Origin of the sequence: Agromyces sp. CF514 (assembly GCF_900113185.1) — a bacterium.
In the GTDB taxonomy this organism is placed as follows: Bacteria; Actinomycetota; Actinomycetes; order Actinomycetales; family Microbacteriaceae; genus Agromyces.
In genome coordinates, this window is sequence record NZ_FOZD01000002.1 from 57776 (window position 1) to 78762 (window position 20987).

Genomic DNA, 20987 nt, shown 5'->3' on the forward strand with positions numbered 1-20987 from the left:
GGCGCGGTCACCGCGCCGAAACGGGTCAGGTCTGGATGACCGCGACGGGTTCGGTCGTGGGCTGCGGCGAGCCGCCCGCCGGCTCCACCGTGATGCCGACCGCGAGGCCCTGCGCGAACTCGCCCTCGAGGATTCGCCAGGCCTCGTCGCTGCCCGTCACGTCGAACGTGCCCGCCGACACGGCACCGCTCTCGTCGATGTACCAGAGCTCGTACGTGTGCTCGTCGCCGAGCTCGGAGAGCCCGTCTGCGACGATCGCGCTGCGACCCTGCTCGGCCGACGACACGAGGGTGACCTCGCCGCCGCCGGTCACCTCCGCAGTGGTCTGCTGCGCATCGGATGCCGCGGCCAGCGACGCCATCTCGCGCTGCGCGCCCCAGCCGTTCGGGCCGAACCAGTTCGCGCCGATGAAGGCGCCCGCGACGAGCAGGACCACGGCTGCGGCCGACGACCAGGCGATCGCGATGCGGCGGCGTGCTCGACGTGCGGCGAGATCGACGGCGGGGGCCGCGACGAATTCGGGGGCGGTGTCGGAGGCCGGCGCAACCTCTGGAGCGGCGGCGGGTTCGGACTGCGGAGTGACGGATGCCGCGGCATCCGCCCGCCGTTCCTGCGGAGCCGCATCGAGCTTGTCGAACAGGCTCGCCTTGAGCGAGGCGGGGGGCGCGACGGGTTCGACCCCGTCGCCGAGGCCGGTGGCGATCGCACGGAACGACTCGACCTCGGCCTGCAGTTCGGGGGAGTCCGCGAGCGCGCGCTCGAACCGGGCGCGGTCCGACTCGTCGAGCGCATCGAGCGCATACGCCGCAGCGAGGTCGCGGAGGTCGTCGCCGGCGCCGTTCGCCGCGTCATCCGCTCGGTTCATGTCGTCACCCCCAATACGTCTCGCAATCGGATCATGCCATCTCGAAGCCGCGTCTTCACCGTGCCCAGCGGCACCTCGAGCCTCGCCGCGATCTCGGACTGCGTGCAGCCCCCGTAGTACGCGAGCGAGATGCACTCGCGCTGTGCTGGGCTGAGCTCGGCCAACGCATCGGCGACCCGCTCGTGCTCGATCGCGATCTCGGCCGCCTCGGCGACCTCGTCGACCGGCACGTCGAGATCGCGGATGCCGGTCTTCAGGTCGCGTTCGCGCGAGGCCTGCGACGCACGCACGCGATCGACCGCTCGCCGGTGCGCGAGCGTGAGCAGCCACGGGACCGCCGAGCCCCGCTCGGGGTCGAATCGCGCGGCGGTCTGCCAAGCCTCGAGGAACACGTCCTGCGTCACCTCCTCGGCCTGCGCGGCGTCGACGAGCACGCGCCGGACGAGTCCGAACACCCGTGCCGACGTCGCGTCGTAGAGGAGGCCGAACGCCTCGCGATCGCCAGAGGCGGTGGCCACGAGCAGGTCCTCGAGCGCGCGCGGGTGCTCCCCGGCATGCTCAGCGACGTCGACCACGATCCCAAGCATGTCAGAGCCGTGGCGGGCGAACCGCCCCTTGCGGAGCGGCGCGGTTCGTGGAAGGAGGGCATGGGTCATCCGTCGGGCTCGGAGTTCGGTTCGTGCCGACCGGTGCCCTGGCCGGCACGGAGTCGGGGAGCGGTGGTCACCGGGGCACCTCGTTTCGTGTGTCACCGGGTATTCGGAGCCGACGGGCGATCCGATTGGGTCGCGCGGCGGTCGGGCAGACCCGCCTTCGCGGTCGCTCCCGCTAGTCGAGCAGTCCTCGCTGGAATCCGACGGCGACCGCGGCCGCGCGATCGCCGACGTCGAGCTTGGCGTAGAGGTGCAGGAGGTGGGTCTTCACCGTCGCCTCGCTGATGAAGAGGCGGCCTGCGATGTCGCGGTTCGTCGCACCGGTCGCGATCAGGCGCAACACCTCGCACTCGCGGGTGCTGAGCGGCGAATCGGGCCGGCGAACGCGGCCCATCAGGCGCATCGCGACCGTCGGAGACAGCACCGCCTCACCGCGGGCGGCTGCCTCGACGGCGCTCATGAGCTGGTCGCCGGCGGCGTCCTTCAGCAGGTATCCGGTGGCGCCCGCCTCGATCGCGGGGAGCACCTCGCTGTCGGTGTCGTAGGTGGTCAGCACGAGCACGCGTGTCGCGAGGCCGAGCTCGGCGAGCCGCTTGATCGCGGTGACGCCGTCCATGCGGGGCATCCGGAGGTCCATGAGCACGACGGCGGGTTCGAGCGCACGGGCGAGGGCGACGGCCTCCGCGCCGTCGGCTGCCTCGCCGACCACCTCGAATCGGGGATCGCCCGTGAACATGCCGCGGAGCCCGTCCCTGACGATGGGGTGATCGTCGGCGATGAGGATGCGGATGGCGGTCTCAGTCACTCGTGCTCCTCGGTGAGGTCGTGATCTCCTGCGGCAGGATCGGTACGCTCGCCGACACGGCCGTGCCGACGCCCGGCTCGGATTCGATCTCGAGCACGCCGGCGATGCGCTCGACGCGCTGACGCATGGACGTCAGGCCGAATCCCCCGCCGTCGGCCGCCAGCGCGGGGTCGAAGCCGGTTCCGTCGTCGCGGACGTCGAGGGTCGCCAGGTCGTCCATGTACGAGAGCGTGATGCCCACGCGGTTCGGGGAGGCGTGCTTGCCCGAGTTCGCGAGCGCCTCCTGCGCGACGCGCAGGAAGGTCACTTCGACCTCGGGATGCAGTGGGCGCACGTCGCCCGTCGTCGAGACCTCGACGGCGACGTCGTGCAGGCGGCCCCATTCGGTCGCGACGGCCGCGATCGCGTCGGGCAGCCGGTCGGCGTCGAGCTGCGACGGCCCGATGGCGTGCACCGAGCGCCGCGCCTCGGCGAGGCTCTCGCGGGCGAGCTTGGCGGCGTTGCCGAGGTGACGGCGGCGGACCTCGTCGCTGCCGAGCTCGTCGGCGCGTTCGGCCGCCTGGAGCTGGGTGATGATGCCGGCCAGTCCCTGGGCGATGGTGTCGTGGATCTCGCGGGCGATGCGCTGCCGCTCGTCGAGCACCCCGGCCTCGCGGGCCTGCACGAGCAGCTGGGCGTGGAGCCCGGCGTTCTCCCGGATCGTCTCCTCGAGCTGGGTCACCATGCGCTTGCGCTCGGCGCTGTGCGCACTCGGGGTGTCGCCGATGCTGCTGAACAGGCCGACGGCGGCCACGATGGCGCCGATGAAGAACAGGTACGTGAACACGGCGACCGGCGTCGGATCCGGGAGGCCGCCCATGAACGTGGTGATGCTGATCGTGGCCGTCGCGGTCAGCCCGACGAAACGCCAGCCGGAGCGGAGGTACTGCCAGGAGTGCAGGTATCCGACGAAGCCGAAGAATCCCGCGAACCACACGTCGCGGGTGCAGAGCACGGCGATGAGCAGGATGAGGCCGGTGACGTACACCGCGCCCGGCGGGCGGCGGCGGCCCATGAACCACATCCATGCCGCGGTGAGCAGCACGAGCCACAGGGTGATCAGCCGATCGATCCACGTGTGCGCCCCGGTGAGCAGCGAAAGCAGGGCCGAGGTCGCGAGGAGCAGGTAGGGTGCGACGGCCATCACGCGCAGCAGCCGCTGCTCGCGCAGCTCGAGCTGCCTCGCCGTCGTCCCCGAGATGCTGCTCACTCCCAACGGAAGAACTTGGCTGCCGCGAGGCCCACGACCACCGAGTAGGCGGCCATGACCCCGAGCAGCAGCGGGTCGGGCGCGGCTCCGGTCCAGACATCCTGCAGGCTCTGGCGGAAGGCGCCGAGCGGGGTGAACTCCCCGATCCTGACCAAGATAGCGGGCATCTGCGAGGCCGGCTGCATGAGCCCTGCGAGATAGGCCATCGGGAAGTACAGGAGCACGCCGATGCCGTTGGCGGCGCGACCGCTCGGCGCGAGTGCGGCGATCAGGAGGCCGATGGAGAACATCGAAGCCGTGCCCAGCAGGAACACGGCGGCGAAGCCCATGGCGTTCGCCGGAAGGGGTGCGCCGAGCACCGCCGCGGCCACGACGAGCAGTGCGCCGCAGCTCACGAGCACGAGCACGAACTGCAGGATCAGCTGTACGGCCAGGAGGCTCACCGGCCGCACCGGTGTGGTGGAGAGCCTGCGCAGGATCCCCTTCTCCCGGTAGGTCGCGAGTGCCGTGGGCATGAGGTAGAGCCCGACGAGGCCGATGGCGATCGCGATCGCCATCGGGAGCAGCGTCGTGTCGTCGGGGCCGATCGAACTGCCGAAGACGATGAGGATGAACAGCGGGATCAGCACGGTGAAGAGCGAGCCCGGCTCGCGTACGAGCAGCTTGGACTCGACCGCGGTGAGCTTGACGGTCGCGGGCATGGCGATTGCGGACATGACGGTCTCCTGAGATGTGGTGGGCGGATGCTTCGTGGTCAGACGTCGGACTCGCGCCCGGTGAGGGCGGCGAAGGCGTCGTCGAGGGTTCGCTTGTCGATGCGCAGATCGGTGACGAGCACCTGCTCGCGGGCCAGCATCGACGTGACGGCCATGGCGAAGTCGCCCCTGCCCGACACGGTCACCGCCGCACCGGCGCGTTGCACCGTGGCGACCCCGGGAAGGTCGCGGATGGCCTCGAGGCGCCCGTCGGAGGCATCCGAAGCCAGGGTGAACCGCATCGCGTGCTCGGCGTCCACGCCGTCGATCAGTCGGGCGGGCGAGTCGATCGCCACGATGCGACCCTGGCTGAAGACCGCGACCCGGTCGCACAGCTCCTCGACCTCGTCCATGAAGTGGCTCACGAGCACGACGGTGACTCCGGTGTCGCGGATCTGCTTGATGAGCGCCCACGTCGCTCGGCGCGCCTGCGGATCGAGCCCGGTGGTCAGTTCGTCGAGGAACGCGACCCGAGGATCGCCGACGAGCGCGAGCGCGATGATGAGTCGCTGCTTCTGGCCGCCCGAGAGCTTGGCGAACCGCACGTTGCGCTGCTCCGAGAGTCCCCATTCCACGAGGAGCTCACGCCAGTCGCGCGGGCGGCGGTAGAACGAGGCGTAGAGGTCGAGCGCCTCCCAGACCTTGAGGTTGTCGGGCAGGTCGGTGTGCTGCAACTGCACGCCGATGAATTCGTGCAGTTCCCGGCCGTCGACGACGGGATCGAGACCGAGCACGCGGACCGACCCGGAATCGGCGGTGCGCAGTCCTTCGATGATCTCGACCGTGGTGGTCTTGCCGGTGCCGTTCGGCCCGAGGATGCCGAAGATCTCGCCCTCCTCGACCGAGAAGGAGACCCCGTCGAGCACGGTGCGGCCGGAGTAGCGCTTGGAGAGTTCGGTGACGTCGATGACTGGCATGACTCGAGCCTCGCCGGTATCCGCTCGCCGCCCATCGACTGGGCGGGCGCCGTTCGGTCGGCTCCGGTGGATTCCGGAATCCACCGATCGGTTGATGCGGGCGGCTCGACCCGGTCCGCCTCGCGGCAGGCCGGCGCCCTTCGGTGGGGCCAGACGCGGTCAGGCGCGAGCGGCGAGCAGCTCCTCCATGAGGGCGATCTCCGCGTTCTGGCTCTTCACGACCGACGTGGCGAACGGGGTGACCAGCGTGTTCGTCGAACGGTCGAGCACCGCCTCGGCCATCTCGACCGCACCCTGGTGGTGCGCGATCATCAGCTCGAGGAAGATCCGCTCGGCGTCGACCCCGGTGGCGGCCTGGAGTTCGGCGATCTGCTGCGGGGTCGCGAGGCCGGGCATGGGCTCGCCGGGCTCGTGCGCGCCGCTGCCGTGCGCGTCGTGCGCTGCTGCGCCCGCCGGCGCCGTGGTCATCCAGGTCATCGAGGGCTCGGACGCCGCCTGCGGGAGACCCCACGCTCGCAGCCACCCGTACAGCTGACCCGCCTGCTGCGACTGGGTGTTGGCGATGTCGTACGCCAAGAGGCGGATGTCGGGGTCATCGGTCTCGTCGCGGACGATCATCGCCAGCTCGGCGCCCTGGAGGTGGTGCACCTGCATGTCGCGGGAGAAGCCCGCCTCGGCGCTCGAGTCGGTCGGCGTGGGCTCGGCGAGCGTGCTGAGCCGACCGATCGAGAAGGCGACGACCGCGACGACCACCAGGGCGACGGATGCCGCGATGAGCACCGACATCCGCGCGACGGAGCCGTTCCGAGCGGTCATGCGACCTTGCCGGGGCCGTCCACGGCACCCGTGCACGGCGCGCCGGGCTCGGGCACGTCGCCGCTCTGCCAGTACTCCTCGATGAACGACTCGATGCGCGAATCGGCGACGTCGTCGACGGCCAGCTGCGTGTTCCATCCGCTCAGCACGATCGGTGCGGGCAGGCTCGCGAACGGCGAGAGGATCACGTAGGTGGACGGGAGCTTCGCCCGCAGCGCGGCGACGTCCGACTCCGACAGCGATCGGTCGTAGGTGACCCAGAGCGCTCCGTGCTCGAGCGAGTGCACGGCGTTCTCACTCGGCACCTGCTCGGTGTAGACGCCGCAGTTCAGCCAGGCCGGGTTGTGCGCTCCGCCGACCGGAGGGGTCTGGTCGTAGACCACGCGGCCGTCGACGTGCGCCGATTCGTTCTCGAACGTCGCGACGCCCTCGATCTCGGCACCGTCGCCACCGGCTGTGTAGGTCTTCGGCTGCGGGGTCAGCACGATCGCCGTGATGACGAGGGCGACGACCACGGCGCCGCCGACCGCAGCGGACCAGATTCCGATCCGGCGGTTGCGCTTCGAGCGGGCTTCGCGTCGCCGGTGCTCCTCGAGCTTCCTGGCGCGTTCCTCCGCCCGTTCCTGCTTGAGGCGTGCTGCCTGCTTGATCTTCGGGGGAACGGGCGGGGTCGCGCTCACGCGGGGGCCTCTCTCGTAGGGTCGGGAGTTCCATCCGACCGCACGTCGCTGGGAGAACGCCCCGGCCGGACGGTCACCCGCCGAGACGGTGCCTCGGGCCGGCCGGGCTACCAGACGATTCCGCCGCCGACCGAGATGCCGGCCCACGTGAGCGCGATGAAGATCGCGGCGAACACGACGGGCGCGATGCCCTTTCCGCTGCGCGCGAGTCCCTTGAGGAGCGCGATGACGGCGAGGATCGCGGCGACGATCGAGAGGCCGCCGCCGAGGATCAGCCCGATGAAGAGCGGGATGGGCATGAGCAGCAGGCCGGCCAGCGCGAACCAGAACGCGGCCCAGGCAGTCGGGTTGGAGCGGCGTTCCACGGAGGATGTCATGCCTCCAGTATTTCGTGCCGGCGGGCCGCGGTCCGCCGCCCGGTGCCGGCGGGCCACGGCCGGCGGCCGTCGGCGCATCGCACGGAATCGGATGCGACATCCGTCCAATCCGATCCCGCGCGGCCTCCGAACCCCCCGTGTCGACCCGCTCAGGGCCGGCCCCTACGAAGGAGGAGATCCATGCGATCGATCCGCAGCACCCGTACCGCGCTCGCCGTGTTCTCGATCACGGCCGTCGCCATGCTCGGCCTGGCAGGCTGCAGCTCGGGCGACAGCAGCTCGTCGGAATCCGACGAGCCCACCACGTCCGAGGAATCGATGGCGCCCAGTGACGAGGCCATGGACCCGGCAGCCGACCTCGTCGGCCCCGGTTGCGCCGCCTATGCCGAGGCCGTGCCCGACGGCGCAGGCTCGGTCGCCGGAATGGCCGAGGACCCGGTCGCCGTCGCGGCATCCAACAACCCGATGCTGACCACGCTCACCGCGGCCGTCTCGGGTCAGCTGAACCCCGACGTGAACCTGGTCGACACGCTGAACGGCGACGAGTTCACCGTCTTCGCGCCGGTCGACGAGGCGTTCGCGAAGATCGACCCGGCCACGATCGAGTCGCTGAAGACCGACTCCGACACGCTGACGTCGATCCTCACGTACCACGTCGTGCCCGGCCAGCTCTCGCCCGACGAGGTCGTCGGAACGCAGACGACCGTGCAGGGGGGAACCGTCGAGGTGACCGGTTCCGGCGATGACCTCATGGTCAACGACGCGAAGGTCATCTGCGGTGGCGTGCACACGGCCAACGCGACCGTGTACCTCATCGACACGGTGCTCATGCCCTCGATGTAGTCCCACCGACGCGGGGCGCCGCGCGGCCGATCCGGCCCACGGCGCCCCCGCATCGAACGACCCGAGTCGCGGCATCCGCCGCGCAACCTGAGGAGGACCCCATGTTCAGCACTGTCAATCGCGCCGTCGCGACCATCTTCGGCGCCGTCTACCTGCTCGTCGGCCTGCTCGGCTTCGCCGTCACCGGCGGCGTGGGCTTCATCGCGACCGAGGGCGGCCTGCTGCTCGGGCTGTTCGCCGTGAACCCGCTGCACAACATCGCGCACCTGCTGATCGGCGGAGCGCTGCTCATCGCCGGCCTCGCGAACGTGCGCGCCGCGAAGACGGTCAACACCGTCGTCGGCGCCGCCTACCTGCTGCTCGGCATCGTGGGCTTCTTCCTGGTCGGGACCGCGGCCAACATCCTGGCGCTCAACACGGCCGATCACTTCCTGCACCTGGCGAGCGCGCTCGTGCTCCTGGGCGTGGGGCTCGGGGCCGATCGCACGGTGCCCGCGAACCGCACGGCGATGGCGTAGGGAGCCGGCCGTGTCGGCACTGGCGCACCTCACGCGGACCTGGCCCGTGTTCGCCGCGCTCGGCGCGGGGCTCGTGCTGCTCGCGGTGGGCGCCGGTGCCCTGGGCGACCAGGCCTGGGGGAACGCAGCCGGAGCCGTGCTGATCGGGAGCGGCGTCGCCGCACTCGGCTGGGCGGTCGCGGCACTGCGGACCGGCCGGGCGCCCGCCCCGGGTGCCGTGCTCGCTGCGGCCCTGGTGCTCATCGCGGCGTCCGGGGCGGTCTTCGCCTCGGGCGCCGCTCAAGCCGTGGGCATCGCGGTGCTGCCGCTGCTGACGGCCGACGCCTTCGCGCTCGTCGTCGCGTTCGGCGCAGCGGCGGCGGTACGCGCGCGGCGCGACGTGCGAGCAGGGCGGGCAGGGCTCGCAGGGCGAGCGGATGCCGCGGGCGACCGCGTCCGGCAAGGCGCCGCCGTCGCGCGACCCGTAGAGCGGTCCTCCGCTCGCCGCCCCGCCGTCTCGGCCGTCGGCCTGGCGATCGGCGCCGCACTGGTCGCCGCAATCGCGACGCCGGCGCTCGCCGGCACCCGGGCGGGAGATGCGGCCGTGCCGCACGGGGAGCTGCACGGCGTGGTGTCCGACACCGGGCACCGCCACTGACTCCGTCTCGCCGCGTGCCGGCGACGCGCGCGGCGAGGCGGACCCAGAAGGCGGCCCCGGGCTCGGCCCCCGACCCGGGGCCGCCGCATATTCGAAGAGAGATTTCGTAACCAACGCCTCTCTGGCTCGCAAAGCGAGTCGGAGGGGCGTTCGTCATGCCCGGAATTGACCCTTGACGGATATTTCCGAAAAGGCTTTACTAAATCAACTCCAGATCCGGCACCGTGCGCAGCCGCGCGGTCACGGTCGGGAGCCGCACCACGCTCTTCCACCCACGGCGTCCGCCGTCACATCCGCGGTCGGTCCTCCCTGCCGCCCGCCCCCACAGAGGAGATCACATGCGAACCACCCGCTTCGCGGCAGCAGGGGCCCTCGGCCTCGCCGCCGCGCTGACCTTCACGGCCTGCTCCGGCAATGCCGGCGCGACCGGCGCCGACTCGGGGCCGCAGCCCGTTCCCACGACCGACGGCTCGGGCAAGACCCTGACCGTCTGGGTCATGGAGGGCGACTACCAGGACGCGACGCTCGAGGCGATCAACGACGCGTTCACCGAGCAGACCGGCGCCGACGTCGACCTCCAGATCCAGCAGTGGGACGGCATCACGACGAAGGTCAGCACCGCGCTCGCGACCGCCACGCCGCCCGACATCATCGACATCGGCAACACCCAGGTGCCGGGATACGCCGCGAACGGCGGGCTGCTCGACCTCACCTCGTACGAAGACGACCTCATGCAGGGCGCGACCTGGCTCACGGGCCTCGAAGAGCCGTCGCGCATCGACGGTTCGCTCTACGCGGTGCCCGGCTTCGCCGGAACCCGTGCAGTCATCTACAACGCGAAGATGTGGGCGGATGCCGGCGTGACCGAGATCCCCACGACGTACGAGGAGCTCACCGCAGCCCTCGACGCCGTCGCGGCCGCGCACACCGAGGCCGACTTCTCGCCGTTCTACTTCCCGGGCCAGTACTGGCAGTCGAGCATGCAGTTCGTCTGGGACGCGGGCGCCGAGATCGCGACCTCCGACGACGGCACGTGGACCGGCGGGTTCTCGACCCCCGAGGGCATCGCCGGACTCGAGCAGTTCGCCGAGTTCCAGAACACCTACTCGACCGGCGCATCCGCGACGCTCGACAACATCACGCCCGACCAGAACCAGATCTTCGCCGACGGCAAGACCTCGGCGATCCTGAACACGGGCGGCGGCATCGCGGGCATCAAGAAGGCGAACCCCGAGATCACCGACGACATGCTCGGCACGTTCCCGCTGCCCGGCCTCTCGGGCGACCAGCAGCCCGCGATGCTCGGCGGATCGGTCTGGGGCATCGCCGCCAAGACGCAGAACCACGACCTCGCCCTCCAGTGGGCGAAGATCGCGGGCAGCCCCGAGATCCAGGAGGACTACGTCTACGGCGTCGACGGCTGGATCCCGAACAGCGTCGAGGGCATCGAGGCAGCGCAGGCCGACGGGCTCTCCCCGTTGCAGGCGGGCTTCTTCCAGGCGGCCCTCGTCTCGAAGGCCACGCCCGGCGCCGCGAACTGGCCGACGATCGAGGGCGACAAGTCCATCGCCGAGCTCTTCGGTGCGATCGCCTCCGGCGCGAAGACGGCCGAAGAGGCCGCCGAGGAGTTCGACGCCCACCTCGCCGACGTGCTGAACGACTGAGCAGGCCGACGGATGAGCACGAGACGCGACCCGCGGGCGACGGCATGACCGTGACCGCCGAACCGATCACGGTCGAACAGGGCGCCGCCGCGGTGGGGGATTCACCGCGGCGGCGCCCGCCCCGGGGCAGCCGTCGGCGCCCGACGAAGGCGCCGCTCTGGCTGCTCTCGCCCGCCGGACTCGTGATGGCCGTCGTGACGTTGACGCCCATCGTGCTGCTCGTGCTCATCTCGTTCACCGACTACGACCAGCGCTCGCTCTTCACCGGCGAGTTCTCGTTCGTCGGCGCCGCCCAGTACGGCGCGATCTTCACCGACCCCGACTTCTGGTGGTCGCTCGTGCGCACGATCGGCTTCACGCTGGCCATGGTGCTCGGCAGCGTGGTCATCGGCATGGGCGTCGCACAGCTCATGACCCGCCTCGGCACGGTGATGCGGTACGTCGTGACCGTGGTGCTCATCTGCGCCTGGGCCATGCCGAACGTCGCCTCGTCGCTCGTGTGGAACTGGCTGTTCCAGCCGGGCTACGGGGTCGTGAACTGGCTGGTCACGCAGCTCGGCGTGTTCGGCGACCTGACCGACGTCGCCTGGTCGCGGCATCCGGTGCTCGCAGCCGTGAGCATCTGGGCGCTCATCGTGTGGCAGGCGGTGCCGTTCATCGCGCTCACGCTCTACGCGGCGCAGGTGCAGGTGCCGCCCGAGTACTTCGAGGCGGCCAGGCTCGACGGCGCGAGCGAGTGGACGATCTACCGCTCGATCACGCTCGTGTTCCTGCGGCCGACGCTCGGACTCATCACCATCCTCTCGATCATCTGGGACTACAACGTGTTCAACCAGATCTGGCTCATCTCCCAGGGCGGGCCCGACGACCTCACCACGACGCTCGGCATCTTCACGTACAAGACCGCGTTCGTCGGGTTCGACCTCGGCGGGGGAGCGGCCGTGTCGGTCGTGACGACGCTGATCCTGCTCGGCCTCACGGCGCTGTACATCCGCAATCTCGTGCGATCGGGGGAGGAGCTGTGAGCGCGGTCGCCGAGACCGGTGCGCCCGGCGCCACCGCGGCCGCACGCGGCATCCGCACGCCCGACCGGCGACGGAGGCGACGGCGGCCGCGCTGGGCGGGCAACCTCATCGCGACCGTGTTCTGCCTGATCTGGATCTTCCCGGTCTACTGGATGGTGAACACCGCGTTCAAGCCGCGCGAGGAGATCCTCACGCCGACCCCGCTCTTCTGGCCGCGCAACCCGTCCATCGAGAACTTCGTCGTCGCGGTGACCCAGACCGGGTTCCTCGTCGACCTCGGGAACAGCCTCGTCGTGGTCGCGGGCACCGTGCTCATGTCGATCGTGCTGGGCTTCTTCGCGGCGGCGGCGCTCTCGCGGTTCCGCTTCGGCGGGCGGCGCGCGATCCTCGTCGTGATCCTCGCGGTGCAGATGCTGCCGGGCACCGCGCTGCTCATCCCGACCTTCCTGATGTTCAACTCGATCGGGCTGCTCGGCACGTTCTTCGGGCTCATGCTCGCGTACGTCGCGGCCGTGCTGCCGTTCTCGATCTGGGTGATGCGCGGGTTCTTCCTCGCGATCCCCGACGAGATCGAGGAGGCCGCGCGCATGGACGGCGCCGGCACGTGGCGGATCCTCGTGAGCGTCTGGTTCCCGCTCGTCGGCCCGGGCGTCATCGCGACGAGCATCTTCGCGTTCATCGCCGCATGGAACGACTACCTCGTCGCCTACACCTTCATGAAGGACCAGGCGATGTACACGCTGCCGGTCTGGCTCGCCTCGTTCACGACGCCGACCGCGGGAACGGACTTCGGCGGCCAGATGGCCGGCTCGGTGCTGTTCTCGCTGCCCGTGATCGTCTTCTTCCTCTTCATCCAACGCAACCTCGTCGCGGGCATGTCTGCCGGCGCCGTGAAGGGCTGACCTGCATGACCACGACCCGCGCATTCCTCCCACGCCCGCAGCACGTCGCCATGCCGGAACCGCTCGACGCCGAGGCCTTCGTGCTCGACCGGTCGACCTCGATCGCCGCCCCGAGGGCCGTCCTCGGCGTCGCCGAATGGCTGGCCGCCGAGGTGCGCCCCGCGACCGGGCTGCCGATGCCGGTCGTCGAGATCGGGTCGACGACGGATGCCTCCGCCTCCGGCGGCATCCGGCTCTCGCTCGACGCCGGGCTGGCCGAGGAGGCCTACCGGGTGCGCGTCACCCGCGGTCGGGTCGAGATCGCGGGCGGCGGACCGGCGGGCGTCTTCCGCGGCGCGACGACCCTGCTGCAACTGCTGCCGGCCGACATCCACCGCCGTGCGCGGGTCGACCGCGCATCGTGGGCGCTCGCCGCCGTCGAGGTGGCCGACGCGCCCCGGTTCGGCTGGCGCGGCACGATGCTGGACGTCGTGCGGCACTTCATGCCCAAGCACGACCTGATGCGCTTCATCGACCTGATGGCCAGGCACAAGCTCAACGTGCTGCACCTGCACCTCACCGACGACCAGGGTTGGCGCATGCAGATCCACCGGTACCCGCGGCTCACCGAGGTCGGCGGGTGGCGGCACGAGAGCCAGGTCGGCGCCGACCCCGACGGTCCCGGCGACGGGCGACCGCACGGCGGCTTCTACACGCAGGACGACCTGCGCGAGATCGTCGCGTACGCCGCCGAGCGGTTCGTGACGATCGTGCCCGAGATCGAGTCCCCCGGGCATGTGCAGGCCGCGCTCGCCGCCTACCCCGAGCTCGGCGTGCGCGATGTGGAGCCCGGGCCGCTCGAGGTCTGGCCGCGGTGGGGCATCGACGAGAACGTGCTCAACGCCGAGGAGTCGACCGTGCAGTTCTTCCTCGACGTCTTCGACGAGGTCATGGAGGTCTTCCCGAGCACGATCCTCGGGGTCGGGGGCGACGAGTGCCCGCGCGACCAGTGGCGGGAGAGCCCCCGCGTGCAGCAGCGCATGCGGGAGCTCGGGCTCGCCGACGAGGCATCCGTGCAGTCGTGGTTCATCGGCCGCATCGCGGCGCACCTCGCCGCGCACGGACGCCGGGTCTTCGGATGGGAGGAGCTGCTCGAGGGCGAACTCGCGGGCGATGCCGTCATCGCATCGTGGCGCGGAGCCTCGGCCGCCGCGATCGCAGCCCGGCTCGGGTACGACCTGATCGCCTGCCCCGACGACGTCGTCTACCTCGACTACCGGCAGTCGGATGCCGCGGACGAGCCGATTCCCGTGTCGATCCCGATCACGGTGCTCGACGCGTACCGGTTCGACCCCGTGCCGCCCGGCCTCGACGACGAGGGCGCGCGTCACGTGCTCGGTGGGCAGGCGAACATCTGGACCGAGTACATGGACTCGTCGCGCACCGTCGACTTCTTCGCGTTCCCGCGCCTCTGCGCGATCGCCGAGGTGCTCTGGTCGGGGCCTGGCGGCGACGAGACCGACTTCACCGCTCGCCTCGAGCAGCACCTCGACCGGCTCGCCGCGCTCGGCGTCGAGTACCGACGCGCGACCGGGCCGATGCCCTGGCAGCGGCGGCCCGGCATCCCGGGCCGACCCGAGACCCGTGAGGAGCGCAGCCGACACGTGGCGTCGCTTCTCGCCGGACTTCCGGGCGCGTGAGCGCCGCGCACGCGAAGATGGAGGAATCCGCCCCGCCCGGGGAGCGGGCCGAGAGGAGCACCCGCATGAGCCGCACACCCGGCAGCGGCGGCGCCGACCTGCGCAGCATGAACGCGCGCCAGGTGCTCGGCGCGCTGCACGGCGAGACCCGCCCGCAGACCGTGGCCGAGCTCGCCGGTGCCGTGCGCCTCACCCGCCCGACGGTCGAGGCGGCGCTCGCCGAGCTCGCGGGCATGGGCTGGGTCGAGGAACTCGAGCCCGAGGCATCCCCGAACCGGGTCGGCCGGCGTGCCCGCCGATACCGTTTCAACGCCGACGCCGGAGTGCTCATGGGCGTCGACGTCGGCCCGCACGCCGTGACCTGCCTGATCGCCGACCTGCGCGGCGAGGTGCTGCACTCCGAGGAGGAGCGGTACGACGACCACGGCGATGCGGCGACCGCCTGGGCGGTGATCCGCGCCGTCGTCGACCGGGCGATCGCGGCGGTCCCCGAACGGCGGCTGCTCGCGACGACCGTCGGCGTGCCCGCGGTCGTCGGCCCCGACGGCGTGATCGCCTACTCGGTGGTCGTGCCGGGCTGGCTGCGCGCCGACATCCCCTCGCTCATCACCACGTCGTTCCCGTCGGAGGCCACCTACTTCGACAACGACGTGAAGCTCGCCACGCTCGCCGAGGCGGAATGGGGTCGTCTCGCGGGCGTCGAGCATGCGATCTTCCTGCTCGCCGGACGCCAGATCGGTGCGGGCGTGATCGTGAACGGGCGGCTCACGCGCGGTGCGAACGGCGCCGCAGGCGAGATCGGCGGACTCGACTCGGTCGACTGGGCCTCGGCGCCGCTGCGCCTCAGCGACTCGTTCGAACCGCGCATCGCGATCGAGGAGATCTTCGAGCGCGCCGCCGGGGGCGACCCCGAGGCGGTCGGCGCCGTCGCCGTCTTCGCGAGGGACCTCGCGGAGGGCGTCGCGGCGCTCGCGCTCACGGTCGACCCCGAGGTCGTGGTGGTCTCGGGCGAGGCCGCCCTCGCCGGAGACGCGTTCCTCGTGCCGTTGCGTCGCGCGCTCTCGTCGCTCGCGCTTTCGACGCCGCGCGTGGAGCGGTCGTCGCTCGACACCAGGGCCGTCGCGCTCGGCGCCGTCGCCCGCTCGCTCGACCACCTGCGCGCCTCGGTGCTCGAGCTGCCGACGGCCTGAGCGGCGGTCAGCGGCTGCTGGCGGCTGGCGGTCGGCGGCTGCTGGCTGTCGGCGGTCGGCGGTCGGCGGTCGGCTCAGACGAAGGTTTCGACGTCGACCGGTGCGCGCAGGTCGGCCGAGGCCCGCCGGTCGGCCTCGCGCTGATCGCGGTTCTTGCGGATCATCCGGTCGTCGCGCAGCGGCAGGTGCAGGTGTTCCTCGGCGGGGAGCCCCGCGTGCAACTGCCTGACCCGCTCCATCTCGGTGTCGAGCACCGCGCCGAACACGATCGCGAGGTTCGACAGCCAGCCCCAGAGCAGGAACGCGACCGCGCCGCCGAGCACGCCGTAGTTGCGCTCGTAGGTGTCGAAGCCGAGCACGTACCACCCGAACAGCAGCGTGGTCGCGATCCACGCCAGCACCGCGGCGCCCGCGCCGACGCTGAACCAGCGCAGGTTGCGGCGCTTCACGTTGGGCGTCGCCCAGTACAGCAGCGCGATGGTCAGGGCCAGGAGCGCGATCGCGACGGGCACCTTGGCGAGGTCCCACCAGAAGACGACGCCCTCGTCGAGCCCGAGGGTGCGCGCCGCGCCGTCAGCGACGGGCCCGCTCAGCAGCACGAGCAGCCCGACCGATGCGGCGAGCACGAGCACCGCAGCCGCCGCGAGGATCATGCGCGGGCGGGACTCCCAGAACGGGCGCCCCTCCTCGACGTGCAGGATGCGGTTCATGCCGCGCCCGAAGACGCCGAGGTACCCCGACGTCGACCAGAGCGCGCCGACCGAGCCCACGATGATCGCCGTCCACTGGTGCGAGGCGTCGAGCAGCTGGTCGACCGGCTCCTTCAGCGCGCCCGCGAACGAGTCGCCCCCGAGATCGCCGATGACGCGGAGGACCTCGCGGGCGACCTCTTCGGCCGTGCCGAACAGCCCGAGGATCGAGAGTCCGGCGAGCACCGCCGGGAAGACCGCCAGCACCGCGTAGTACGTGAGCGACGCCGCAATGTCGGCGCTCTGGTTGATGCGGAACTCGTGCCACGTCCGCACCGCGATGATGCGCCACTCGTGCCGTGAGACCCGGACCGGGGAATCATCGTGGGTCATCGGTGTCCTCCTGCGGCCGTCGTGCGGGATGCGGCGGCCTCCTCGATGATCGCAGTTCCGGTGCGCCGGTGCATGACGGGTCTCAGCCGAGCTGCTGGTGCAGGAAGGCGGCGACCCTGGCTCGCATCGCCTCGTCGAGGATGCCGATCGAGTGCTCTGCGCCCGCGCTCACTGCGAGCTCGACCGACACGCCCGCCTCGTCGAGCTCGGCGGCGAACCGCTGCGACTGGCCGAGCGGTACGACCTCGTCCTCGGCGTGCACGACGAGGAACGGCGGGTCGCTCGGGTCGACGAAGGTCGCGGGCGAGGCATCCGCCGACTGCGGGCACGCGTCGTCGTCATCCGTGCCGGCCTCGCAGCCGAGGTACTCCGCGACGATGCCGCGCAGCCAGGGCGAGGCGCCGTCGGCCGCGAGGTCGGCCGCACCGAGACCGACCGGACCGGAGATCTCGGCGACCGCGGCGACGCGTGCGCCCGTGTCGAGTGCACCCTCGCCGCGCGTGCCGAGCAGGGCGGCGAGGTTGCCGCCCGCCGAGCCTCCGAACGCGCCGATGCGTGTCGGATCGAGCTCGAAGCGCTCCAGCTGCTCGGGCGCGCGCAGCCACTCCACGGCGAGCGAGACGTCGTCGATCGCCGCGGGGAACCGCGCTTCGGGCACGAGCCGGTAGTTCACCGAGACCGCGACGAAACCCTCGCTCGCGAGCCAGGCGCACACGTTGCGCCAGTCGGCGTTCGCCTTGTCGCCACGGGCCCAACTGCCGCCGTGGATCGACACGACCGCGGGCAGCAGGCCGGCTTCGTCGGCCTCGAGCACCGAAGCCGTCGGCGACGGCCGGCAGACGTCGAGGGTCAGCACGGTGCCGTCGTCCTGCACGCCGTACTCGAGGTCCTCGTCGATGCGGATGCCGGTGGGAGCGTCGAACGTGCGGATGCCGACCTGCGCGATGGTGCCCGAGAGCTCGCTCGCGGCATCCGCCCCGCTCGGATCGATCTCGCGCAGTTCGCGGTGGAATCCGGAGAGCGCGGCCACGCCGAGGACCGCCACGAGGGCGGCTGCGGCGGCGACCAGGATGCGCCGTGCGCGCCTGCGGTGGCCACCTGCGGTTCGGGTCGAGGTCACGGCGGGCTCCGGTCAGCGGTGGAGTGATGCTACCCCCGACTCGCCCGGCGACCGAATCGAAGGCGAGCGCGCCTCGGAATCCGCGAGGGAACACCCGGTGCACGGCGGTTTCCCAGCGGTATCCGCTAGTCTTCTGAAGTCGGTTCTGGACACCGCACATGTCGTGCGGATGGGTTTGTGAGTCCAAAGGGCCGGTTTCGCGTCATCAGGTCGCGAATAGTCACCGTATGTGAACGGCCCCGGTCGACGATGTTCCGGGTTCTCAGCGCGCGCCTTCAGCGGCGCTGCCATGTACTTGAAGTAACCCAGGAAGCACATCCATGCCCAAGAACAAGAAGCCCGCCGGCGGACGCCCGGCCAAGAACTTCGATCCCTCGTATGCGAGCGGCGGCAAGGGCCGTCCGGCACGTGCCGGCGGCACCAAGCCCGGCTCGCGCAGCGCCGGCCACCGCGGCTACCGCCCCGAAGAGACCGAGGCCCCCCGCGCCAAGGACCGCTGGTCGCGCGACGAGCGCGTCGCCTCGGGCCGCGCGCCGCACCGAGCCGACCGCGACGGCCGGCCGGGCCGCGACGACCGTTCGGACCGCGCGCCCCGCGAGGGCGACCGCGGCGCTCGGCACTACCGCGAGGACCGCGCCCCCCGCTCGTTCGACCGCAATGACCGCAACGACCGTCCGGCCCGCGATGACCGCGCCCCCGGCTCGTTCGACCGCAATGACCGTCCCGCGCGTTCGTACGACCGTGACGACCGTGCGCCGCGTCGTGAGTTCGATCGGAACGACCGGGCTCCCCGCTCGTTCGACCGCAACGACCGTCCCGCGCGTTCGTACGACCGTGACGACCGTGCGCCGCGTCGTGAGTTCGACCGCAACGACCGGGCTCCCCGCTCGTTCGACCGCAACGACCGTCCCGCGCGCTCGTTCGACCGTGACGACCGTGCGCCGCGTCGTGAGTTCGACCGGAACGACCGCGCCCCCCGCTCGTTCGACCGTGATGACCGTGCACCCCGTCGCGAGTTCGACCGCAACGACCGTCCGGCGCGTTCGTTCGACCGCGACGCCCGCCCGGCCCGTCGCGAGTTCGACCGGAACGACCGTCCGGCGCGTTCGTTCGATCGTGACGACCGTGCGCCCCGCCGTGACTTCGACCGCAACGACCGTCCGGCCCGCCGTGACTTCGACCGTCCCGGGTTCCAGGACTCCGAGCGTCGCCCGTCGAGCTTCTACCCGGCCAAGGACGCCGGCAGCCGCTTCACGCCGAACGACGACGTCGTGCTCGAGCGCCTCGAGGCCGAGGCGATCCAGGCTGGCGACGTCGACGGCGTGAGTTTCGGCGACCTCGGCCTCGGCAACAACGTGGTTCGCGCGCTCGCCGACCTCGGCGCCGCCTCGCCGTTCCCGATCCAGGCTGCGACGATCCCCGTCGTGCTCGAGGGTCGCGACGTGCTCGGCCGCGGCCGGACCGGCTCGGGCAAGACCATCGCGTTCGGCGCTCCCACGGTCGAGCGCCTCATGAAGCTCTGGGCCGAGTCGGGCAAGGCCGGAGGCAAGCGCCAGATGGGCCGTCGCCCCCGCGCCCTCATCCTCGCGCCGACCCGCGAACTGGCCCTCCAGATCGACCGCACGGTGCAGCCGATCGCGCAGAGCGTCGGCCTCTTCACCACCCAGATCTACGGCGGTGTGCCCCAGGGTCGCCAGGTCGGCGCGCTGCAGCGCGGCGTCGACATCGTGATCGGCACGCCCGGTCGCATCGAGGACCTCATCGAGCAGGGCCGCCTCGACCTCAGCGAGATCGCCGTGACCGTGCTCGACGAGGCCGACCACATGTGCGACCTCGGATTCCTCGAGCCCGTGCAGCGGATCCTCCGTCGTACCGCGAAGGGCAGCCAGAAGCTCCTCTTCTCGGCGACCCTCGACACCGGCGTGGCTGCACTCGTCGACGAGTTCCTCGTCGACCCGGCCGTGCACGAGGTCGCCGGCGAGGACCAGGCGTCCTCGACGATCGAGCACCGCGTGTTCGTCATCGAGAACCGCGAGAAGCGCGACATCGTCGCCCAGCTCGCGAACCGCAAGGGCAAGACGCTCGTCTTCAGCCGCACCCGTGCGTTCGCCGAAGACCTGACGAACCACCTCGAGGACTACGGCATCCGTGCCGTCGCCCTGCACGGCGACCTCAACCAGTCGCGCCGTACGCGCAACCTGCAGCAGCTCACCTCGGGCCGGGTCGACGTGCTCGTCGCCACGGATGTCGCGGCACGCGGCATCCACGTCGACGACATCGACCTCGTGATCCAGGCCGACGCGCCCGACGAGTACAAGACGTACCTGCACCGCTCCGGCCGAACCGGCCGTGCCGGCAAGGAGGGTCGCGTCGTCACGCTCATCCCCCGCAACCGCCAGCGCCGTATGACCGAGCTGCTCGACCGCGCCGAGATCGACGTCGACTTCGAATTCCTCGCGTTCGGCGAAGAGGCGTTCCCCGAGGACCACGCCCCGGTCGCGCCCGCGGCGGGCGAGGTCGAGATCACGGATGCCGCGGCCGACGCCGCGGACGAGGCCGGCACACCCGAAGCCGAGCCGTCCGACGAGCCGACGGCCGTCTGAGGCATCCGTCACCCGAGAACGAACGGGCCCGCGTCGTCATGACGCGGGCCCGTTCCGCGTGCCGGGGCCGACTTCGATGTGCCGCTCGCTAGGCTCGCGACGGGCACGGTGCCTGCTCCACGATGCAGAGGCGGTACACGATGGATGTCTCAACGCTGGTCGCCGCGAGCGATGACCTGGTCGCCACGCAGGACTACTCCGGCTCGTTCTGGGGCGGGCTGATCGGGTACGTGATCTGGGCGATCGCCCTGTGGCTGGTCTTCGCGAAGACGGACTATCCCGGATGGGCGGCGATCGTCCCGATCTACAACATCTACGTGCTGGTCAAGATCGCCGGCTACCACGGTGCGACGGTGCTCCTGTACTTCATCCCGATCGTGAACTTCATCTTCGCGATCTTCGTCGCGTTCCGACTCGGCGCCGCATTCGGCAAGGGCGGCGCGTTCAGCTTCTTCCTGCTCTGGCTGTTCTCGCTGATCGGATACCTGATCATCGGCCTCGGATCGGCGAAGTACGTCGGCCCGGGCGGGCGCGCCGCGGTGGCCTGAGCCTCCACGACACATTCGATTCACCACGAGAGGCCCGCGTCGCGCGACGCGGGCCTCTC

Annotated in this window: 21 protein-coding genes; 10 read left to right on the forward strand and 11 right to left on the reverse strand. The window is 71.2% G+C overall.

Annotation, left to right across the window (positions count from 1 at the left end; genetic code table 11):
* Positions 1-25 precede the first annotated feature (25 nt).
* From BM342_RS13150 to BM342_RS13190, 9 genes are all read right to left on the reverse strand, one after another.
* Complete coding sequence (locus BM342_RS13150) at positions 26-865, reverse strand: anti-sigma factor (RefSeq protein WP_092966978.1); 840 nt, start codon at positions 863-865, stop codon at positions 26-28.
* On the reverse strand, positions 862-1452 hold the full coding sequence (gene sigK, locus BM342_RS13155) for an ECF RNA polymerase sigma factor SigK (RefSeq protein ID WP_092968566.1): 591 nt from the start codon (positions 1450-1452) through the stop codon (positions 862-864). The genes BM342_RS13150 and sigK overlap by 4 nt, the downstream gene beginning before the upstream one ends.
* Before the next feature lie 241 nt (positions 1453-1693).
* Positions 1694-2323: a response regulator gene (locus BM342_RS13160; protein ID WP_092966980.1), complete on the reverse strand. Its 630-nt coding sequence runs from the start codon at positions 2321-2323 to the stop codon at positions 1694-1696.
* Positions 2316-3572 (reverse strand): sensor histidine kinase, encoded by a 1257-nt coding sequence (locus tag BM342_RS13165; protein ID WP_218154940.1) that lies wholly within the window; start codon positions 3570-3572, stop codon positions 2316-2318. The genes BM342_RS13160 and BM342_RS13165 overlap by 8 nt, the downstream gene beginning before the upstream one ends.
* Positions 3569-4288, reverse strand: a complete 720-nt coding sequence (locus BM342_RS13170) for an ABC transporter permease (RefSeq protein ID WP_218154941.1) — start codon at positions 4286-4288, stop codon at positions 3569-3571. Before BM342_RS13170 ends, BM342_RS13165 begins: the two co-directional genes overlap by 4 nt.
* A gap of 38 nt (positions 4289-4326) precedes the next feature.
* Positions 4327-5244 carry an ABC transporter ATP-binding protein gene (locus BM342_RS13175; protein WP_092966982.1) on the reverse strand — a complete coding sequence of 306 codons (918 nt, stop codon included), beginning with the start codon at positions 5242-5244 and terminating at the stop codon, positions 4327-4329.
* 159 nt (positions 5245-5403) lie between these two features.
* The gene (locus BM342_RS13180; protein ID WP_255368793.1) at positions 5404-6060 is read right to left on the reverse strand and encodes a DUF305 domain-containing protein; all 657 of its coding nucleotides are present in this window, start codon (positions 6058-6060) and stop codon (positions 5404-5406) included.
* Complete coding sequence (locus BM342_RS13185) at positions 6057-6740, reverse strand: DUF3105 domain-containing protein (RefSeq protein ID WP_255368794.1); 684 nt, start codon at positions 6738-6740, stop codon at positions 6057-6059. The genes BM342_RS13180 and BM342_RS13185 overlap by 4 nt, the downstream gene beginning before the upstream one ends.
* 107 nt (positions 6741-6847) lie before the next feature.
* The gene (locus BM342_RS13190) at positions 6848-7117 is read right to left on the reverse strand and encodes a hypothetical protein (RefSeq protein WP_092966986.1); all 270 of its coding nucleotides are present in this window, start codon (positions 7115-7117) and stop codon (positions 6848-6850) included.
* A gap of 180 nt (positions 7118-7297) precedes the next feature.
* Here BM342_RS13190 and BM342_RS13195 point away from each other — a divergent pair, with 180 nt between their 5' ends.
* The 8 genes from BM342_RS13195 (at position 7298) to BM342_RS13230 (ending at position 15575) form a co-directional block, all read left to right on the forward strand.
* Positions 7298-7960, forward strand: coding sequence for a fasciclin domain-containing protein (locus BM342_RS13195; protein ID WP_092966988.1), 663 nt, complete (start codon positions 7298-7300; stop codon positions 7958-7960).
* A 101-nt stretch (positions 7961-8061) separates the two neighbouring features.
* The gene (locus BM342_RS13200) at positions 8062-8478 is read left to right on the forward strand and encodes a DUF4383 domain-containing protein (RefSeq protein WP_092966990.1); all 417 of its coding nucleotides are present in this window, start codon (positions 8062-8064) and stop codon (positions 8476-8478) included.
* 10 nt (positions 8479-8488) lie between these two features.
* Positions 8489-9115: a hypothetical protein gene (locus BM342_RS13205; protein ID WP_092966993.1), complete on the forward strand. Its 627-nt coding sequence runs from the start codon at positions 8489-8491 to the stop codon at positions 9113-9115.
* A gap of 338 nt (positions 9116-9453) precedes the next feature.
* On the forward strand, positions 9454-10779 hold the full coding sequence (locus BM342_RS13210; RefSeq protein ID WP_092966995.1) for an extracellular solute-binding protein: 1326 nt from the start codon (positions 9454-9456) through the stop codon (positions 10777-10779).
* A gap of 50 nt (positions 10780-10829) precedes the next feature.
* Positions 10830-11804, forward strand: coding sequence for a carbohydrate ABC transporter permease (locus BM342_RS13215; RefSeq protein ID WP_218154942.1), 975 nt, complete (start codon positions 10830-10832; stop codon positions 11802-11804).
* Positions 11801-12706 (forward strand): carbohydrate ABC transporter permease, encoded by a 906-nt coding sequence (locus BM342_RS13220; RefSeq protein WP_218154943.1) that lies wholly within the window; start codon positions 11801-11803, stop codon positions 12704-12706. Before BM342_RS13215 ends, BM342_RS13220 begins: the two co-directional genes overlap by 4 nt.
* A gap of 5 nt (positions 12707-12711) precedes the next feature.
* Positions 12712-14385: a beta-N-acetylhexosaminidase gene (locus BM342_RS13225; RefSeq protein WP_092966999.1), complete on the forward strand. Its 1674-nt coding sequence runs from the start codon at positions 12712-12714 to the stop codon at positions 14383-14385.
* Between the two features lie 65 nt (positions 14386-14450).
* Positions 14451-15575 (forward strand): ROK family protein, encoded by a 1125-nt coding sequence (locus BM342_RS13230; RefSeq protein WP_177232188.1) that lies wholly within the window; start codon positions 14451-14453, stop codon positions 15573-15575.
* Positions 15576-15649: 74 nt separating this feature from the next.
* On the opposite strand, the gene BM342_RS13235 is transcribed toward BM342_RS13230, so the two are convergent.
* Complete coding sequence (locus tag BM342_RS13235; protein ID WP_092967003.1) at positions 15650-16657, reverse strand: YihY/virulence factor BrkB family protein; 1008 nt, start codon at positions 16655-16657, stop codon at positions 15650-15652.
* 82 nt (positions 16658-16739) lie between these two features.
* Complete coding sequence (locus tag BM342_RS13240; protein WP_092967005.1) at positions 16740-17777, reverse strand: alpha/beta hydrolase; 1038 nt, start codon at positions 17775-17777, stop codon at positions 16740-16742.
* 320 nt (positions 17778-18097) lie between these two features.
* Between BM342_RS13240 and BM342_RS13245 the strand changes: the two genes are divergently transcribed.
* On the forward strand, positions 18098-20380 hold the full coding sequence (locus BM342_RS13245) for a DEAD/DEAH box helicase (RefSeq protein ID WP_092967007.1): 2283 nt from the start codon (positions 18098-18100) through the stop codon (positions 20378-20380).
* Positions 20381-20520: 140 nt separating this feature from the next.
* Entirely contained in the window at positions 20521-20928 is a 408-nt protein-coding gene (locus BM342_RS13250; RefSeq protein ID WP_092967009.1) for a DUF5684 domain-containing protein, read from the forward strand.
* Positions 20929-20987: the final 59 nt, after the last annotated feature.

Coding starts and splice junctions, on each gene's coding strand:
- BM342_RS13150 (WP_092966978.1), bottom strand. CDS start 865: ATGAACCGAGCGGATGACGCGGCGAACGGCGCCGGCGACGACCTCCGC.
- sigK (WP_092968566.1), bottom strand. CDS start 1,452: ATGCTTGGGATCGTGGTCGACGTCGCTGAGCATGCCGGGGAGCACCCG.
- BM342_RS13170 (WP_218154941.1), bottom strand. CDS start 4,288: ATGTCCGCAATCGCCATGCCCGCGACCGTCAAGCTCACCGCGGTCGAG.
- BM342_RS13175 (WP_092966982.1), bottom strand. CDS start 5,244: ATGCCAGTCATCGACGTCACCGAACTCTCCAAGCGCTACTCCGGCCGC.
- BM342_RS13180 (WP_255368793.1), bottom strand. CDS start 6,060: ATGACCGCTCGGAACGGCTCCGTCGCGCGGATGTCGGTGCTCATCGCG.
- BM342_RS13190 (WP_092966986.1), bottom strand. CDS start 7,117: ATGACATCCTCCGTGGAACGCCGCTCCAACCCGACTGCCTGGGCCGCG.
- BM342_RS13195 (WP_092966988.1), top strand. CDS start 7,298: ATGCGATCGATCCGCAGCACCCGTACCGCGCTCGCCGTGTTCTCGATC.
- BM342_RS13200 (WP_092966990.1), top strand. CDS start 8,062: ATGTTCAGCACTGTCAATCGCGCCGTCGCGACCATCTTCGGCGCCGTC.
- BM342_RS13210 (WP_092966995.1), top strand. CDS start 9,454: ATGCGAACCACCCGCTTCGCGGCAGCAGGGGCCCTCGGCCTCGCCGCC.
- BM342_RS13225 (WP_092966999.1), top strand. CDS start 12,712: ATGACCACGACCCGCGCATTCCTCCCACGCCCGCAGCACGTCGCCATG.
- BM342_RS13230 (WP_177232188.1), top strand. CDS start 14,451: ATGAGCCGCACACCCGGCAGCGGCGGCGCCGACCTGCGCAGCATGAAC.
- BM342_RS13235 (WP_092967003.1), bottom strand. CDS start 16,657: ATGACCCACGATGATTCCCCGGTCCGGGTCTCACGGCACGAGTGGCGC.
- BM342_RS13245 (WP_092967007.1), top strand. CDS start 18,098: ATGCCCAAGAACAAGAAGCCCGCCGGCGGACGCCCGGCCAAGAACTTC.
- BM342_RS13250 (WP_092967009.1), top strand. CDS start 20,521: ATGGATGTCTCAACGCTGGTCGCCGCGAGCGATGACCTGGTCGCCACG.